12 protein-coding genes are annotated in these 14024 nt (G+C 64.4%); 10 read left to right on the forward strand and 2 right to left on the reverse strand.

Annotated elements, in window-relative coordinates; translation table 11 throughout:
- Positions 1-9: 9 nt before the first annotated feature.
- The gene (locus J2S32_RS06890; protein WP_253519081.1) at positions 10-1044 is read left to right on the forward strand and encodes a DUF6607 family protein; all 1035 of its coding nucleotides are present in this window, start codon (positions 10-12) and stop codon (positions 1042-1044) included.
- A gap of 32 nt (positions 1045-1076) precedes the next feature.
- Here J2S32_RS06890 and J2S32_RS06895 read toward each other — a convergent pair whose 3' ends face one another.
- Together J2S32_RS06895 and J2S32_RS06900 are read right to left on the reverse strand one after the other, a co-directional pair.
- A complete protein-coding gene (locus J2S32_RS06895) occupies positions 1077-1625 on the reverse strand; it encodes a (2Fe-2S)-binding protein (RefSeq protein WP_253519084.1) in 549 nt (182 codons plus the stop codon).
- A gap of 37 nt (positions 1626-1662) precedes the next feature.
- Positions 1663-2430: a class II aldolase/adducin family protein gene (locus J2S32_RS06900; RefSeq protein ID WP_253519087.1), complete on the reverse strand. Its 768-nt coding sequence runs from the start codon at positions 2428-2430 to the stop codon at positions 1663-1665.
- Between the two features lie 86 nt (positions 2431-2516).
- On the opposite strand from J2S32_RS06900, the gene J2S32_RS06905 reads away from it, so the two are divergent.
- The 9 genes from J2S32_RS06905 (at position 2517) to J2S32_RS06945 (ending at position 13989) form a co-directional block, all read left to right on the forward strand.
- Positions 2517-3920 (forward strand): MATE family efflux transporter, encoded by a 1404-nt coding sequence (locus tag J2S32_RS06905; RefSeq protein ID WP_367398973.1) that lies wholly within the window; start codon positions 2517-2519, stop codon positions 3918-3920.
- Between the two features lie 43 nt (positions 3921-3963).
- Positions 3964-6354, forward strand: coding sequence for a chemotaxis protein CheA (locus J2S32_RS06910; protein WP_253519091.1), 2391 nt, complete (start codon positions 3964-3966; stop codon positions 6352-6354).
- The gene (locus J2S32_RS06915; protein WP_253519095.1) at positions 6351-6785 is read left to right on the forward strand and encodes a chemotaxis protein CheW; all 435 of its coding nucleotides are present in this window, start codon (positions 6351-6353) and stop codon (positions 6783-6785) included. The genes J2S32_RS06910 and J2S32_RS06915 overlap by 4 nt, the downstream gene beginning before the upstream one ends.
- A 56-nt stretch (positions 6786-6841) precedes the next feature.
- On the forward strand, positions 6842-7207 hold the full coding sequence (locus tag J2S32_RS06920) for a response regulator (protein WP_253519099.1): 366 nt from the start codon (positions 6842-6844) through the stop codon (positions 7205-7207).
- Positions 7208-7218: 11 nt separating this feature from the next.
- Positions 7219-8304 (forward strand): chemotaxis-specific protein-glutamate methyltransferase CheB, encoded by a 1086-nt coding sequence (gene cheB / locus J2S32_RS06925; protein ID WP_253519103.1) that lies wholly within the window; start codon positions 7219-7221, stop codon positions 8302-8304.
- Positions 8295-9161 (forward strand): CheR family methyltransferase, encoded by an 867-nt coding sequence (locus J2S32_RS06930; protein WP_253519106.1) that lies wholly within the window; start codon positions 8295-8297, stop codon positions 9159-9161. Before cheB ends, J2S32_RS06930 begins: the two co-directional genes overlap by 10 nt.
- Positions 9162-9266: 105 nt before the next feature.
- On the forward strand, positions 9267-10805 hold the full coding sequence (locus J2S32_RS06935; protein ID WP_253519109.1) for a putative bifunctional diguanylate cyclase/phosphodiesterase: 1539 nt from the start codon (positions 9267-9269) through the stop codon (positions 10803-10805).
- Positions 10802-12586 carry a methyl-accepting chemotaxis protein gene (locus tag J2S32_RS06940; protein WP_253519112.1) on the forward strand — a complete coding sequence of 595 codons (1785 nt, stop codon included), beginning with the start codon at positions 10802-10804 and terminating at the stop codon, positions 12584-12586. Before J2S32_RS06935 ends, J2S32_RS06940 begins: the two co-directional genes overlap by 4 nt.
- Before the next feature lie 59 nt (positions 12587-12645).
- Complete coding sequence (locus J2S32_RS06945; RefSeq protein WP_253519116.1) at positions 12646-13989, forward strand: methyl-accepting chemotaxis protein; 1344 nt, start codon at positions 12646-12648, stop codon at positions 13987-13989.
- Positions 13990-14024: the final 35 nt, after the last annotated feature.

The following is a 14024-nucleotide window of genomic DNA, read 5'->3' on the forward strand; positions in this document are numbered from 1 at the left end:
GAGGACACCATGACCAACGTACGAACTTTCTTCCGCACCGCCCTTCTCGCCACCGCACTCGTCGCCGCACCCGCACTGGCCGACGGCCCGATCGCGGACCGCGGCGAAGCAGTCGAAACCGCGCAATTCGAGCGCGACCGCGCCACCATCCTGAGCATGGCAGGCGACTACAAGGTCCGCTTCGACATGCAGGAATCGACGCCCTGGATGGCGGGCTACGAACCGCTCGAACGCAAGATTTCGGGTGGGCACGAATCGGTCCGCGTGATCGAGGATACCGGCACCAGGATCATCCTCCAGCACCTGCTGGTGGTCGGGTCCGAGGGCGAGGAATTCGTTATCAAGCACTGGCGCCAGGACTGGGAATACGAGCCCGAGAAAATCCTCGCCTATACCGGCCCCAACAGCTGGGAATGGATGGAAATGCCCGAACGGCTGCGCAATGGTCGCTGGTCGCAGACGGTCTATCAGGTCGATGATAGCCCGCGCTATGCCGGGTGGGGCGAATGGCAGGACAGCCAGGGTATCCGCCGCTGGCGTTCGAACTGGACGTGGCGTCCGCTTGCCCGCCGCGATGCGGTGCGCGGCCCGGTCTACGATCGTTATGCGTCGATCAACCGCCACCAGCTGACCCCCACCGGCTGGATCCATTGGCAGGACAACACCAAGATGATGCCCGACAGTGCGGGTGAGGACGGACTTGCGCCGGTGGTGCAGGAATATGTCCTCAACACCTATGACCGGTTCGACGGTTACAACGTCGCGGCCGCCGACGAATACTGGGCGGCGACCGCGGATTACTGGGCAGCCGTACGCACGCAATGGGACGCGGTGGCCGAGGCAAATGGCGGGATCGCGATTGCCGAGGAAGCGCAGACCGGAACGGTCATCTCGGGCCGCCTGCTGACCATCGCCAACGAGATCAAGGATGGCGCGCTGAGCGAAGCCGATGCCATCGCCGAGGCACGGCAGCTTATCACCCAGGCCACTGCCGAAGGCGCCGCAGCGGCGGCTGAAGTGGCCGAGGCCAACGGCGAATATTGATCACACCGCCGGGTGCGCGGCTGCGCGCCCGGCTATTCGCGCGGTTCGGGGGCGCTGATTGCGGGGACTTCCTGCGCGGCGTCCCCCGCGCTGATTCCGGGCGCGGGTGCGGCGCTGATCGTCTCGGCACGACGCGTCACCCGCCCCGCACGCTGGATCGAACGGACCAGCCGCGGATAGACCCCGCAGCGGCACAGATTGGGGATCGCCGCCTTGATCTCGGCTTCGGACGGCGCAGGGTTCTTGGCGAGCAGCGCGCTCGCCGCCATGACGATGCCCGGCGTGCAATAGCCGCACTGGATCGCCTGTTCGGCCACCATTGCCTGCTGCACCGGATGCGAGCGGTCCCGGCTCAGCCCCTCGATCGTGGTGATGAAGCGCCCTTCGGCTTCGGCAATGGTGATCAGGCAGCTGCGCAGGGCCTCGCCGTCGACATGGACCATGCACGCGCCGCAATCACCCTCGCCGCAGCCGAACTTGGTGCCGGTAAGGTTGGCCGCATCGCGCAGCGCCCACAGCAGGGGGGTGTCGGGATCCATCAGGAAGCGGAGCGGCTTCCCGTTGACGGTCATGCCGGTCATGCGCGCTGTGCCTTACGTCCTGCGCCTGTGGCCGGGTTTAGGATTTCCAGCTGTCGTCGATCTTCGACACGCGGCGCTTCCACGCTTCGAAATCGAACACGCCCGCGCCGCCCTGCGATTGCATCACCGACAAGTCGCGCTGGTGCACGTCGACGACTTCCTGCGAGATCACATTGGCTTCGCCCTGGCTGAGCGTGGCGACCTGGATTTCGCAGGCCCGCTGGAGCGCCCACATCTTCACGAACATTCCCTGGATGGTCTTGTCCATCACCACCGGGCCGTGATTGCGCAGCATCAGGATCGAATGATCGCCGAGGTTCTGGACCAGCCGTTCGCCTTCTTCACTGCGGACGGTAACGCCCTCGAAATCGTGATAGCCGATCTGCCCCTGGAAATTGCAGGCGTAGAAATTGGTCGGCACCAGCCCGTCCTTATGGCTGCACACTGCCATCGTGGCAGTCGTGTGGACGTGGCAGATCGCATTGGCGCGGGTGCCCAGCTTTTCATGGAAATAGGCATGCTGCGTGAAGCCCGCCTTGTTGACCATATATTGCGACGGGCCGACATTGTTGCCCTCGACATCGATCTTGACCAGGTTCGACGCGGTAACCTCGTCGTAGAGCAGCCCGAAAGGGTTGATCAGGAAGACGTTTTCCTCGCCCGGCACCGCCACCGAGATATGGTTGTAGATGCTTTCGCCCCAGCCGAGATGGTCGAAGATGCGATAGCATGCCGCAAGATCTTGCCGCGCCTGCCATTCGGCATCGCTGCATTCGAAATCGCGGGTCTTCATTTGCGTCGCCATGGCAAGCTCTCTCCGTAAGGGGTTTTGTTTGAGGACCTGTATCGCACGGGCGGGCGCGAGTCGGCAAGATGGCAGGACTTGGCGCTATGCAAGCCAGCCCCGCCCCGCTAACGCCGCCCGCGATGAGCGAGATGGCCAAACTCACCCGCGGGAGTATTCGCGGCCATCTTGTCAGCCAGACGATGCCGATGATCTTCGGCGTCGCGGCGATCATGTCGGTCGGGCTGATCGATGCCTATTTCATTGGCCAGCTGGGCGCGCAGGAACTGGCGGCAGTCAGCTTCATCTTCCCCATCACCATCGCGCTTTCGAGCCTTGGCGTCGGCGTCATGGTGGGGATCAATTCGGTTATCGCCCGCGCGCTGGGCGAAGGCGACGTTCCGCGCGCGGAGCGGCGGGCGAATTTCGGCGCGGTGTTCGCGCTGGGCGCCGGACTCGTGCTCGGGCTGGGGCTTTATCTGCTGCTCGATCCGCTGTTCCGGCTGATGCAAGCGTCGGAAAACCTGCTCCCGCTCATCGGCCAGTACATGCGTCCCTATGCGCTCGGGCTACCGATCATGCTGCTGCAGATGGGCCTCAACGGCGTGCTGCGCGGACAGGGTGAGGCGCGCAAGACCAGCTATGTCTCGCTGACCTATTCGGTGGCCAACTGGATCCTCGATCCGATCCTGATCACCGGCGCATTCGGCATTGCCGGTTTCGGCATCGCCGGTGCCGCCTATGCCACGATTGCCGGGTTCTTCATCGCGATCCTCGTCGCGCTGTGGCTGATCCGCGGCGCGAAACTGCACATCCACCCCGCCGCGATCCGCGATTGCGATGTCGGCGCTTCGAGCAAGGCGATCCTCTCGGTCGCCGCGCCCGCCGCCTTTTCGAACGCGATCAATCCGATCGGCCTGTCGGTCCTCACCGCCCTGCTTGCCAACCAGGGCGAAGCGGCGGTGGCGGGCTTCGGTGCGGCCGGGCGGCTGCAGAGTTTCGCGGTCGTGCCCCTGCTCGCCCTGTCGGGATCGATCGGGGCGATCGTGGGACAGAACTGGGGCGCGCGGCGACCCGATCGGGCACGCCGGGCGATGTGGTGGTCGGGGCTGTTCTGCATCGGCTATGGCCTGGCGATCGCGCTGGTCCTGTTCTTCACCGGCGACTGGTTTGCCGACATCTTCACCGACGATCCCGCAGTGATCGAGGAATTCTCCCGCTATCTCGCGATTTCGGTCTGGGGCTATGCCGGTTTCGGCCTGCTGATCGTGGCCAATGGCGCTCTCAATGCCGTCGACAAGGCGGGCTTCGCGCTCGCGCAGAGCGCCGCGCGCGTGTTCCTGGTGATGCTGCCGTTCGGCGGGCTGCTGCGTGCATATTGGGGCTCGCCCGCGATTTATGCCGCCGAACTGGTCGCCAACCTGGCCGGCGGGGCGCTGGCCGCGTTCATCGTCTGGCGCGTGCTGCGCGCACCGTCCGAAAAGGGCGGCGCCGCCCAAACCAATAGTTAACCATCCTCGTCCATAGCCGTTCGCATCGTACGAGGGGCTTACAATGATGGATGACCTGCTGGCGGATTTCGTGGCCGAAACCCGCGAAATGCTGGAAGCGAGCGGCGGCGAGATCGTCGCCTGGGAAGCCGATCCTTCGGACAAGGCGCGGCTCGATACCATTTTCCGCTTCGTCCACACGGTGAAGGGCAATTGCGGCTTCTTCGATTTCCCGCGGCTGGAAAAGCTCAGCCACGCGGCCGAAGACACGCTGGCCGAATGCCGTTCCGGACGCCGCGAACCCGACCGCGCGCTGGTATCCGCCGTCCTCGCAATCATCGACCGCATCAGCGAGATGACCGATTCGATCGAAGCGGGGGAGGAATATCCCGAAGGCGGTGACGACCAGTTGATCGCCGCATTGCAGGCAGGCGCAACCATCGAAGTCACCGGCGGCGCATCGTCGCAGCCCCCTACCGAAACACCGGCCGCAGCAAGCGAGGAAGACGCCGCGCCGAAAGCCGCGCCCAATGCGGGTGTCCAGCGCTCCATCCGCCTGCCGACCGAATTGCTCGACGAAGTAATGAAGGGCGTGTCGGACATGGTCCTTGCGCGCAACGACCTTGCGCGCCGCCTGCGCGAAGCGGGCGAACAGCCGACTATCGATGGCCCATTCGATCGTCTCAGCGCGATCCTTGCCGACGTCCGCACCTCGATCACCCGTATGCGCATGCAGCGGCTCGAACATCTGTTCACCTCGCTGCCGCGGCTCGTCCGGGACCTGTCGAACGAGCTCGGCAAGCAGGTCATGGTCGATTTCGAAGGCGGCGAAGTCGAACTCGACCGCGAAATGGTCGAGATGGTCCGCGACCCGCTCACCCATATCATCCGCAATGCCATCGATCACGGGCTCGAAGGCCCGGGCGAACGCCTCAAATCGAACAAGCGCGAAATCGGCCTGCTCAAGTTTGCCGCGCGTCAGGCGGGCAACCAGATCACCCTGACCATCACCGACGACGGACGCGGGATCAACACCGATCGGCTCGCGGCCAAGGCCGTCGCGGCAGGCATCTACAGCCAGTCCGAAGTCGACAAGATGTCCGAACGGCGGCGGCATTACCTGATCTTCGAACCCGGCCTCTCGACCGCCGACCAGGTCAGCTCGGTATCGGGCCGCGGCGTGGGGATGGACGTTGTGCGCGCCAATATCGAACGCGTCGGCGGCTCGATCGACGTTGCCACCAAGCCGGGCGAAGGCACCAGCTTCTATCTCAAGCTGCCGCTCACGCTGAGCATCATCGCCGCGCTGACCGTGGGAAGCAGTGGCCAGCGCTACGCGATCCCGCGCAGCTATGTCGAAGAAATCGTCTTCGGTTCGAGCGACCATGTCGACTTTGCCGAAGCGGGCGAACGCCAGCTCATGACCTTCCGCGGCAAACGTGTGCCGTGCCTCTCGCTCGGCGAGATCCTCGGCACCGAAACCAACCGGGACACCGACTGGCAGGACAAGACGCTCGTGCTTATCCGCCTTGCCAGCGAGGATGTCTTCGCGCTCGCGGTCGACCGGGTCTACGACCACGAAGACGTCGTGGTGAAGCCGATCGCACCCGCAATCATGGAGACCCGGCTCTATGCCGGGACCACGCTGCTCGACGATGGCCGCCCGATGATGCTGCTCGACCTGCCGAGCATCGCCGAACAGCGCCAGCTGGTGAACGAAATGCGCAGTTCGACCCGCGTGGACGAAGAAGAACAGGTCGAACGCCGCAAGGCCCATCCGGTCATGCTTTTCACCGGCCTCGACGGGCGCCGCCGCGCGGTCCGCCTCGAACTGGTCCGCCGCATCGATACGATCGCGCGCGAAGCGATCGATATCGAGGGCGCCCGCGCCCAGGCGGTCATCGACGGAGCGATCTTCTCGCTCGTCGGCCAGGAATATGGCGACCTGCCCGAAGACAAGTGCCGCCTGCTGCGCCTCTCGGATGGCGAATGCGAAGTGGTCTATGCGGTGCGCGAGGTGCTCGACGCTGCCGATATGGATGGCGACATCATCCCTTCGCATGGCGATACTTCGGTCGAGGGCGTCACCCTGATCGGCGACCAACCGGTCCCGGTGATCGACGGCCATGCGCTGTTCGCCAAGCACCACGCGCCGCGCCGCACCGAGCAACCGATGTCCTGCCGCCTGCCCGCCGATAGCGATTGGGCCCGGACCATTCTCGAACCGCTGGTCGAAGCTGCCGGCTACCGCGTTTCCACCGACGAAACCGAGGAAGCCGACCTCGCGATCGAACTCGCCGAAAACGCGCCCATGGCAAGCGGGCCGGCGCGCCGCGTGATCCGCCTGCGTCCCGAACCCGAATTACCCGAGACCGCGGACGACACCATTTACCGCTACGACCGCGACGCATTGCTCGACGCGCTCAAGCAAGCTCGCATGGGGAAGACAGCATGAACGAACTCCTGCTCATGTGCCTGATCGCCGGGCGCCGTGCGGCGATCCCCGCGATTCGCGTCCAGTCGGTGATAGAGATCGACGACATCACGCCCATCCCGGGCGTACCGTCCTTCATCCGCGGGCTGACCGCCTTGCGCAGCCAGGCGCTCACCGTGATCGATTGCCCGGTCGCGCTCGGCTTTACCGGCCGGCAGGATACCTCGGGACAGCGCGCCGCCGTGGTCGATGTCGAAGGGCATCTCTACGCGCTGCTGGTCGATGAAGCCTATGATGTGGGCGAGGCACGGAGCGATCCGGTCGGGGTTCCCGGCGGCTTTGGCGAAGGGTGGCAGGCCGCCGCGCGCGGCATGGTCGAAACCGATGGCGGCCCGACCCTGCTGATCGATGTCGAAGCGCTGGTTTCAGGACCGATCGCGCAGGCGGCTTAAGCTAATAGTTACCTACTGACTCTACGAATTGCTGGGAAACACCAGAGGGTATTAGAATGAAATCTTGCCTTATCGTCGACGATTCGCGCGTCATCCGGAAGGTTTCGAGGCATATCCTCGAGACGCTGGGCTTCCATGTCGAGGAGGCCGAGAACGGCCAGGAAGGCCTCGACAAATGTGCCGAGGGGATGCCCGATGTGGTCCTGCTCGATTGGAACATGCCGGTGATGACCGGTATCGAATTCATCACCCAGCTGCGCCAGCGTGAGGGCGGCGACAAGCCCAAGGTCGTGTTCTGCACGACCGAGAACGATGTCGCGCATATTCGCGAAGCGATCAGCGCGGGCGCCGACGAATATGTGATGAAGCCGTTCGACCACGAAACATTGCAGATCAAGCTCCAGCTTGTCGGCATGGCCTGAGGAGGCGTGACATGGGCGCGCTTCTCCGTTCCGAACCCGTAGCTTCCGACCCCTCCAACCCCACTTGCGCCGATCCGGTGCGGGTAATGATCGTCGACGATTCGCTGACCGTGCGCACGGTGTTCACGCGCATGATCGGGCTCGAAACCGACATGGAAATCGTCGCGACCTCCAATACGGCGGAAAGTGGGCTTAGCGAGCTGGCTTCGGTGACTGCCGACGTCATGCTGCTCGACCTCGAGATGCCCGGCATGGGCGGGCTCGAGGCGCTTCCCAAGATCATGGAAGTCGCACCCGAGACCAAGGTGCTTGTCATCTCCTCGCTCACCGCCGACGGCGCGGAAGCGACCGTCAAGGCGCTTTCTCTGGGTGCCGCCGACACGATGCTCAAGCCGCGTCCGGGCGGTTTCAACGACGATTACAAGTCGACCCTGCTGGGCAAGATCCGCGCGCTCAAGGGCATTGCGCCCGACGCGAACTCCGCCTCCCCCGCTATCAAGGGATTCGGCAAGCCGCCCCAGATCGTCGCCATCGGCGCCTCGACCGGCGGGATCCATGCGCTCAACCTGTTCCTCGCCCAGGTGCCGAAGAATTTCGACCTGCCGATCCTGGTGACGCAGCATCTTCCGCCCAGCTTCATCCCCGTGTTCGCCCAGCAGATGGAAATGGCTGCGAAACGGCCTGCGATCCTCGCCGACGAAGGCGTGCGGATCGAACGCGGCAAGATCTATATCGCGCCCGGCCATGGCCATATGGTGGTGCGCAAATCGGGTGGCTTTCACACCCTCGGGCTCGCCTATCATCCGGTGAAGAGCGGCTGCATGCCCTCGGTCGATCCGATGTTCGACACGCTGGCCGAAGCCTATGACGGGCATGTCGCCGGCGTCCTGCTGTCGGGCATGGGCCGCGACGGTAGCGATGGCGCCCAGTCGATCGTGTCGGCGGGCGGAACGATCTTCGCCCAAAACGCTGAAACCTGTGCTGTCTGGGGCATGCCCCGCGCCGTGACCGAACTGGGACAGGCGGCTGCCGTTCTGCCCCCGGCCGAACTCGCCGACGAGTTGCTCGCGAGCGCGGGAGCCGACGCATGGCGGTAGACGACGCTTCGCATCGCATCATCGGTGAACTTCTTGCACAGCGTACAGGACAGCAATTGACGGAAGGGCGCCGCTGGCGTGTCTCGAGTGCGCTGTCCGGCCTGTTCCGCGAATTCGAGATCGAGAATGTCGATCAGCTTGCCTGCATGCTGGAACGCCCCAGCGAGCAGCAGTTGGCCACCAGGGTGGTCGAGGCCCTGCTCAACAATGAAACCTATTTCTTTCGCGACAACGCCTATTTCTCGGTGCTCGCCAACCAGGTCCTGCCCGACCTTGCGCGCAAGCGCGAAGCACGCAAGCGGCTGACGATCTGGTCGGCCGGCTGCTCGACCGGGCAGGAAGCGCTGAGCCTGGCGATGATCTTCGCCGAACAGCCTGCCCGCTGGGCCGACTGGACGATCGAGATCCTCGGGACCGATGTGTCGAGCAAGGCGATCGATACCGCGCGCGACGGGCTTTATACCCAGTTCGAAATCCAGCGCGGGATCAGTGTCGCGCAGATGCTGAACTTCTTCGTCGAGGACAAGGGGCATTGGCAGGCGACCGACAGGATCCGCGCAATGACGCGTTTCCAGCAACACAACATCCTCGACTTTCCGCCCTCGCCGGGCCGGTTCGATCTGGTGATGTGCCGCAATGTCCTGCTCTATTTCGATCCGCAGACCCGTGCGACCGCTTTCGACCGGCTCGCCAGCGGTATTGCGGCCGATGGCTGGCTGATGCTCGGCGCGGGTGAAACGGTGGTCGGGCAGACCGAAAGGTTCAAGCCAGCCGAATTCGGATCGTCGCTTTATGCGCCAATTCACGAGGACACGTCCTTGGCCGCCGCACCGCGCCAGCGGGCCGCCGGGTTCTGACTTCACCCGTCGAAGCTTCGCCAAGGTAAACCGCTGATTTACCCTTATTTAGCGAATGAACTCTAAGTCACTGCAAGGATCGTAATAAGAGGCGTGTGTTGAGGGATGACGGTGGGCTCGTACCAGTCTGACGAATGCGGCGGCACGCGGACGATCATCTTCGGTCCGATGGCTGCACTCGTGGGCATTTTCATCCTGACCTGGCTGGTCGCGCTGGCCAATCGTCACCTCGACTTCAGCTCGCCGTCGGTCATTCTCGGCTTCGGTGCACTGGCGTCCAGCGTCGCAACCGCCATCTGCGCCTATCTCGGTGTGCGCTACCTGCGCCGCGTGGATCAGCTCTCACGCAGCGACAGCCTCACCCTGCTGCCCAATCGCCGCGCGCTGCATTTCGATATCCAGCAGGAATACCGGCAGGGCCATGAGGTCGCGCTGGCGATGATCGATCTCGATGGCTTCAAGCAGATCAACGACCATTACGGGCATTTCGTCGGGGACGCCGCGATCCGCGAATGCGCCGAAATCTTCCTACAGGTCAGCGATGGCGAGGCGACAATCTATCGCCTTGGCGGCGATGAATATGCGATGATGATCGGCGGCCCGGTTGCCGGAACGCTGCTCGAAGGATTGTGCCGCCGGATCATCGACCGGCTGACCAAACCCATCCATGTCGAGGACCGCCGGCTGACACTGGGGGCCAGTATCGGTCTCGCTCGCCGGACCATGCAGGACGACGTGCCCTCCTCCGAATTGCTCCGCCGCGCCGACATTGCGATGTATGCCGCCAAACAGGGCGGCAAGATGCGTTGCACCTGGTTCAACACCAGCTTCGACCGCAGCCGCGAACAGCTCAAGGAAATGGATGACGAGCTGCGCCATGCGCTCGCCAATGACGAGTTCCGCGTACACTACCAGCCGCTGGTCGACAGCAATACGCGCGAGATCGTGGCGGTCGAATGCCTGCTGCGCTGGGCGCGCCCAGACGGCAAGGAACTGGGACCCAACGTGTTCATCCCCGTCGCCGAACAGAGCGGGCTGATCAATGCGATCGGCCTGTGGGTCATGCGCCAGGCCTGCTGCGATGCGCTCGCGTGGGACGACATCACCTTGTCGGTCAACATTTCCGCGGCGCAATTGCGCAATCCCGAATTTCCGATCCAGCTGGGGCACATCCTCGAGGAAACCGGCTTCGATGCCCACCGCCTCGAACTCGAGATTACCGAGACCTGCCTCGTGCTCGACCCGGTGGTCGCCGAGCGCAGCCTGGCGGTCATTCGCAGCTTCGGGGTCAAGATCTCGCTCGACGATTTTGGCACCGGTTATGCCTCGATCGGCTTCCTGCGCCAGTTCCGCTTCGAAAAGCTCAAGCTCGACCGCAGCCTGGTGGTCCAGGCGAGCGAGGACGACGGCAGCCGCGCGATGATGCTCTCCAGCATCACCGTGGCGCGCGCCATGAAAATGGCGGTCACCGCTGAAGGCGTCGAAACCGAAGAACAGGCCGCGATGGTCCGCGCCGCCGGGTGCGACCAGATCCAGGGCTGGCTCTATTTCAAAGCCATGCCGCCCGAGGAAATCGGGCAGCATCTGGGCAAGCCGATCGCGCTCGCCCGCAAATCCAAGAACAAGGAAACCAAGGTCGCATGAGCGCGCTTGATGACATGGTCAACGGCATGGTTGCCGAACACGAAGTTTCGTCGCCCGGTACTGTACCCGAAAGCTCGGCCTATCGCACCGCGCCGGACGAGGAAGTTGCCAGCGGCTGGAAAGGCTGGCTGTCCAACCGGTCGGTCGGCGAGAAGCTGCAGAGCATTTCGCACGCCAATATCGCCGTGGTGCTGCTGTGCCTGACCGCCACCTGCCTCGGCGGGTATTTCGCGCTGGAAGCGCGCACCGAACGCATGGCGATCACTGCCGCGGCCGTGTCCGCCGAGCGGATGGTGGCAGATACCAATGAAGGCCGGCTGTTCGTGCAGCGCTATGCCGTCTCGGGCGAGCGCAGCGATCTGGTCGCCGCGCAGGATGCATTCAACGACACCGACCGGGCACTGAGCGCGCTCGAGGGCCAGGTGACCGATGTCGCCCCCTCGGTGCTGCCGCAGATCGACCAGCTCGACGCAATGCTCACCCGGATGCGCCTGCGCATCGATGCTGCGCAAAGTTCGCGCGGCACGCAGGAGCAGTGGCAGGAATTTTCCGACAGCGTGTATCTCGAAGGGCAGGATTTCGTCGATCTCGCCATCACCTCGCGTGAGGAAATCGAGCGGATCGGCGAAGAGTCGGACGCCGAGTCACAGGGAATGGTGATGTGGATGTTCGCTGCCTTCTTCATGGTAGCCGCGATCGGCATTGCGATCGCGATGCTGAGCGCGCGTTACCTCGGCCGCGATGTGTCGACCACGCTGCACCGCATGACCCATGTCGCGACGCGCCTCGCCAATGGCGAGAAGGACATGCATATCCCCGCGACCGGCCGCTATGACGAGATCGGCGATCTGGCCCGTGCATTGGAGGTCTTCCTCCAGCGCGCCTGGCAGCTGGAAAAGCTTTCGCAGGAACGCGAGGCCGAACGCCGCGAGCGTGGGCAGGACATGGTCCGCTTCGCCGAACGCTTCGAAACCACTGTCGGCGAAGTCGTCAACGGCGTGGCCTCGGCCTCGGCCCAGCTTCGCGTCACTGCCGGATCGATGGCCACCGCCGCCGAGCAGGCTTCGACCAAGACCTCGAACGTCACCGTCTCGATGGAGCAGGCCTCCAACGGGGTTACCGCAGCCGCGGCAGCGTCGGACGAATTCGCCATGTCGATCAACGAGATCAGCCGCCAGGCGTCGCATTCCGCCAACCTTGCGCGCAAGGCCACCGATGCCGCGAGCGGAGCCGATGAAACGATTTCCGCACTGGCCAGCTCGGCCGAGCAGGTCGGCCAGATCGTCGAACTGATCCAGTCGATCGCGCAGCGCACCAATCTGCTCGCGCTCAATGCCTCGATCGAGGCCGCGCGTGGCGGCGAAGCCGGACGCGGGTTTGCCGTCGTCGCCAGCGAAGTGAAGGAACTGGCCGCGCAGACCAGCCGTGCGACCGAAGAGATCGCCGACCAGATCCGCGCGATGCAGGATTCGACCGGCGCCAGCGTCGGCGCGCTGCGCTCGATCGCGGGCCAGATCAAGGAACTCGAGACCACCGCCACGTCGATCGCCAGCGCGGTCGACCAGCAATCGGTCGCCGGACAGGATCTGGCGCGCAGCATCGACCTCGCCGCGCGCTCGACCGATGAAGTGTCGACCAATATCGGGCAGGTCCGCGAAACCAGCCTCGCGACCGGTGCGGCGGCGAGCCAGGTGCTCAATTCCTCGACCGAATTGGAAGCGCAGGCCGGCACGCTCAAATCGCAGGTCGCGCAGTTCCTCCAGCTCATCCGGGCAGCTTAACGCGATCTCAAGCATTCCCCCTTAGGGTTGATGCAGCCTTAAGAGGGGGATGCTTGGGGATGAACGCGCATAGTTCGATTATAGCGGACGACTTGGCCAGCGAAATCGCGGAAGTCGAAATCGCCGATGCCATGGATGGTGAAGAGCTGACCGGGCTGAGTGGCTGGTTCATGCGGCGAACGCTCGCAGCCAAGGTCAGGATCGCTTCGGTGTTCTCGCTCGGCGGGCTGGCCGCGATCACCACCTTCGCCCAACTGGGCTTCTTCTTTCCATCTTTCGCCCCGACCGCGCAGGTGCTGACGCTGGTCGTCGCGGGAATATCGCTGCTCGTCGGGTTCGCCAGCATGCACTTCGTGCTGCGGCACATCGTCGAGCCCTTCATCACGCTCAAGGACGGCATGGCGCGCCTCGCCCAGGGCGAACGCGACATCGAAGTGCCCGACACGCACCGACAGGACGAGATCGGCGACCTTGCGCGCTCGCTCTCGGTGTTCCTGCGCTCGGGGCACAAGCTCGACGAGCTCTTTGCCGGGCGCAAGAAAGCCTCTGCCGAGCGCAAGGCCGAACTGATCCGCATGGCCAACGATTTCGAGGGCGGCGTGAGCGATGTCGTCAGCGGCGTGGCCACGGCGGCCAGCCAGCTCAATTCGACCGCTTCGGGAATGGCCGCGATTGCCGACCAGGCAGCCGACCAGTCCAACCAGGTCACCGCCTCGATGGAGCAGGCCAGCGGCGGGGTTACCGCTGCGGCTGCCGCATCGGACGAATTTGCCATGTCGATCGGCGAGATCAGCCGTCAGGCCTCGCATTCCGCCGAACTCGCGCGCAAGGCGACCGATGCCGCCAATGGTGCCGATGTCACCATTTCCGCGCTGGCCAGCTCGGCCGAGCAGGTCGGCCAGATCGTCGAGCTGATCCAGTCGATCGCCCAGCGTACCAATTTGCTCGCGCTCAATGCCTCGATCGAGGCCGCGCGCGGCGGCGAAGCGGGGCGCGGTTTTGCCGTCGTCGCCAGCGAAGTGAAGGAACTCGCCGCACAGACCAGCCGCGCGACGCAGGAAGTCGCCGAGCAGATCCGTGCGATGCAGGATTCCACCGGTGCCAGTGTCGGCGCGCTACGTTCGATTGCCGGCCAGGTGAAGGAACTGGAATCGACCGCCATCTCGATCGCCAGCGCGGTCGACCAGCAATCGGTCGCCGGCCAGGATCTGGCGCGCAGCATCGATGTGGCGGCACGCTCGACCGAAGAGGTATCGGCCAATATCGGTCAGGTTCGCGAGACCAGCCTCGCGGCGGGCGCTGCCGCGAGCCAGGTGCTCAATTCAGCTTCCGAACTCGAAGGCCAGGCGGGCGCGCTCAAGAGCCGCGTCGATGCTTTCCTGAACCATATTCGCGCCGCCTGACCGCGGCTGGACAGGCGCCGAAACCGGCGGCGCGG

Origin of the sequence: Qipengyuania citrea (assembly GCF_024171405.1) — a bacterium.
GTDB lineage: Bacteria > Pseudomonadota > Alphaproteobacteria > Sphingomonadales > Sphingomonadaceae > Qipengyuania > Qipengyuania profunda.